Origin of the sequence: Pseudoalteromonas sp. TB25, from assembly GCF_000497995.1 — a bacterium.
Taxonomy (GTDB): domain Bacteria; phylum Pseudomonadota; class Gammaproteobacteria; order Enterobacterales; family Alteromonadaceae; genus Pseudoalteromonas; species Pseudoalteromonas distincta.
Map to the genome: position 1 here is coordinate 1 of NZ_AUTI01000161.1, position 3,676 is coordinate 3,676.

At 35.6% G+C, this 3,676-nt stretch carries 3 protein-coding genes; 1 reads left to right on the forward strand and 2 read right to left on the reverse strand.

From position 1 onward, the window contains the following. Positions 1 to 667, reverse strand: a 667-nt coding sequence (locus tag L652_RS0103470; protein ID WP_033013195.1) for a sigma 54-interacting transcriptional regulator, incomplete at its 3' end; no start/stop codon positions are given. Positions 668 to 1,013: 346 nt separating this feature from the next. Between L652_RS0103470 and L652_RS0103475 the strand changes: the two genes are divergently transcribed. Further along, a complete protein-coding gene (locus L652_RS0103475) occupies positions 1,014 to 1,814 on the forward strand; it encodes a hypothetical protein (protein ID WP_024595046.1) in 801 nt (266 codons plus the stop codon). A 1,168-nt stretch (positions 1,815 to 2,982) separates the two neighbouring features. Here L652_RS0103475 and L652_RS0103480 read toward each other — a convergent pair. Further along, positions 2,983 to 3,192: a hypothetical protein gene (locus tag L652_RS0103480; protein ID WP_024594746.1), complete on the reverse strand. Its 210-nt coding sequence runs from the start codon at positions 3,190 to 3,192 to the stop codon at positions 2,983 to 2,985. Positions 3,193 to 3,676: the final 484 nt, after the last annotated feature.

The following is a 3,676-nucleotide window of genomic DNA, read 5'->3' on the forward strand; positions in this document are numbered from 1 at the left end:
TAGCCATTAGCTCTTTACCGGTTCCGGTTTCACCAAGGATAAGTGCAGGTACTTCTGAGGCTGCAATTTTTTTAGCTTTGTTGACTACATTTTGCATTTGCACTGATTTTGCAGTGAGTTTTGAAAAAGCTTGTTCAATTTTAGGCTCAGAGGTTGCCGTATTCGCTATGTTTTTAGATGCGGACTTTACATATTCTTGGCCAAAATCAATCGGGATATCAACGTGTAGCAACTCATTTTGTGGGGTTGCTTGAAGGAATTGAACGTTCGATTTACCTTTACCGATAAGCACAGATAAAGTGGTCATTGCAGGCGTGCCAGAGGTCAGATTTATTGATAAGGAATCTGCCTCTTCACTTAATTTATTGATCCAAAGCGCTGTTACTTGGTGAATAGACTCATAATCAATTGGGCTAACAATATTAGCTTTATGTACCTGAATATCATGATATGGTTTTCCAATTGTAGCCATTCGCTTTTTTACAAAGTCTTCAAACTTTTCCCAATACTTATGCTGATGATTAGAGAGTATTACAATTTTATCAAAAGGAGTTTGAGAGTTAGTAGCGAGAGTTGAAATTGAAGCATTTTTTTCACCATCGAGCATATTATCAATGTCTTTGGTGCCCAGCCAAGAAAGAAGTATATTCACAGTCCGTTTGCTCATATTGTTACTTTGTAAAGTATATTACATTAAATAATATAATTTACCCATAAAAAATAGCTACTTAACCTTCTTTTTTATACAAAGATTAATACAAATGGATTGGTAAATTGTTTAAAAGCATAGCTGGCTTGTTTTATGCCAATACAGCCTTTTTATGCGTTTTAATAAAAGAGGTTGCGATCCTATTTAATTTATTTAATAATCTTTTCAGAGCTTTACTGATGAGCTCGTTTCGCCCACTTTAAGCGCAGTCCTGTCGGATAATCATACTCTCAAATAAAAATAGTTAAACATTTAACATGCGTAATGTTAGTGGGCGGACGTAAGCATATTTAAGGTTTACACTATGAATCAGTTAGAACAATACTTTCCTTCTGGCCTGTCTATTTCTCGCGCCAAAAAAGATGCAAAAAAACTAAAAAAAGCAAAGGCAATCCCTTTAAACCAAGCACTAGATGAAATTGCTCAAAGTGAAATGAATTTAACTTGGGAGCAAGCATTAAAGGCTTTGTCGTCCAACGATTATGGACAAAATGAGCCCCTGAACGAGGAAATGTTAACGTTGCCAGAAGCAGTATTAAGTGCAGAACAAACATCGTCTGAAGCAATGTCCGAAGAAAGTTGTGAACAGTCAGATGAACAAGATGAGTTATTAGATGAAGATGAAGATGAAGATGAATATGAATATGATGATGAAGAGAAGGGGGAAGTAAATTTCACCCATACAATATATAACTCACAGCTAATAGCATTTGAAGAGATGGTAGACAAGAATAGTGGACAGGCAGATACATTTATATATCCTGCAAACGAAGTTTTCATTCAGGGTAATGGAAATGGTACTAAGCTGTGGCCGTCACCATTGGCTGCAACCGAAAGCAATGCAGACCTCTTCTGCGATATGCTTAATAAGTTCAGCCTACGTATTTTTGAGTATGACCTAATAGATACAATCTATGAAGACGAAATTGGTGAAACTTCTTATGAAATGTGGTATGAATCAAACTGTCCAATCTATGAATCTAGTGACTGTGAGCGCGAAATTACCGCAGACCCAGACTACATACATGTTAAATCACAGCGTTCACTATATTTCGTAATAAATATGGTTCGCTCCACCCTGATAAGCTGGGAATTAGAAATGTAGCTAGCGTAAATTTGCTGGCTTTACTTACTCTATATTTTAATAAAGTAAAGCCATATTAATCGTATTGCTGATATCTGGGAGCGAAATGCTCCCTTTATATAAAAACACTTAAAAAAACAAAAACACAGTGTAATTTTGCTTTTAATGTCAACAAAACGATTGGGCTAAATTTAAACCTTGCCATTAAAAACACCTATCTACTTCGAAATAGCCATTAAAAACCTACAAATATTGCCGTTCATGTTATTTTTTAAATTAAAAACAACTAAACGCTTGCATTATAAAACAGGAGCATTTAAAGTTCGAAACATAGGAGGGTAGCAATGCTATTCCTCTGCAGTCTCCTCAGTAAATGGAGATAAATAAAAATATACAATTAGTTTATAAAAAATTAGTTAGCCTGTTGTGCTACTAAGTTGTGTTCCCCGCTTTGGCGGGGGTGAACGGCAAAACGCTGTAGCAAAAAAAAAATTTAGTTAGACAGTCGTGCTACTAAATTGGTTTCCCCGCTTTGGCGGGGGTGAGCGACAAAACACTGTAGTAAAGAAAGTTTAGCTAGACGGTCGTGCTGCTAAATTGGTTTCCCCGCTTTGGCGGGGGTGAGCGACAAAACACTGTAGTAAAGAAAATTTAGTTAGCAATTGTAACTACTAATTTTTATCCTTTGCGTAAGTAGAGGTATATGAAAACTAATTTGTATATTCCTTGTGGTTGGTAGGTATGTATTTTTACATATCTATCGACTCATTGAATCACCCTCCATCTAAGTTACCCTCTCCTTTCAGTCGTATTTAACAGTTTTAAAAACTCATTTTTATATAAACCTTTATCTTTTTTATATGGTGACAGTCTAATTAATGCTTTCAACAAAAAAGCGTCCTAATAAAATCAGGACGCTTTGCGTTTAGGACAAATAAACAGTTTTATACAAATTTAAATAACAAATATTTGAGCGCTATCTTCAAACTTCGCTTATTGCTTTGGCAATATTGCTCATAGTTTATTATGCCAATAGCAATTCTAGTGCAAAACAAACTCAGGGCGACAAACCAAGCAAAATTTTGAGTCGATTTATACTGTAAAAACAATATAGATGAGCCAAGAAGTGCAATGCTCGAGTAAACAATCTCTATTCGATACAGACTAATTGCTTTCAATATTTTGGGCATTAAAAGCCATCATCAAACGAGTCAAATGCATCAAAACAGTCACCATTGTTTGAAGCACTTATCGATTCTTCAATTTCATAAACAGTCATTACTCTATTAGGCTGGTCCACCACATTGCCACCAACATCTAAGATATTAGTGCTGGCATTTGTGATAGGTAATCCTGTTGTTGGATTAATAGCAATATCAGTAACGTCATTATTTTTCATACTCTTAAACCTTAATAATCATTAATTTATACTTTCAAATTTAATGATTTCGTGATAAAAAACAAACTGTTTGACTGCGCAGCTCAGCAACAAACAGTTTGAATAAGTAGTTCCCTCTCCTCTTAATTTTATTAAGTAAAAACCCTTTCCTCTTTATCTAAAAAGTTCATTAATAAGTTTATTTTGAAGGCGCTTTTGTCTAAAAGACGCTCTTATAAAACGCATTTTTCGGCACGAAAAACTGTAAAAAAAAACGCCTCAGAATGAGGCCAACAAGCGCGTAATGTGTTGTAGGCGAAGCCGCAGACACATGGAGAAAGCGCGAATGTACAGCTGGTCTGTACCAACCGCGATAGTGTTTCGCATCAGCGAAATTCGATTAAAATTTGGCACAAATTTAGATCGAACCATCTATTTTCGTAGAAAATAAAAGCGAAGAAAAATGCGGATAATGGGGCACCCATCGCATTGTCTGTAGCGGCAG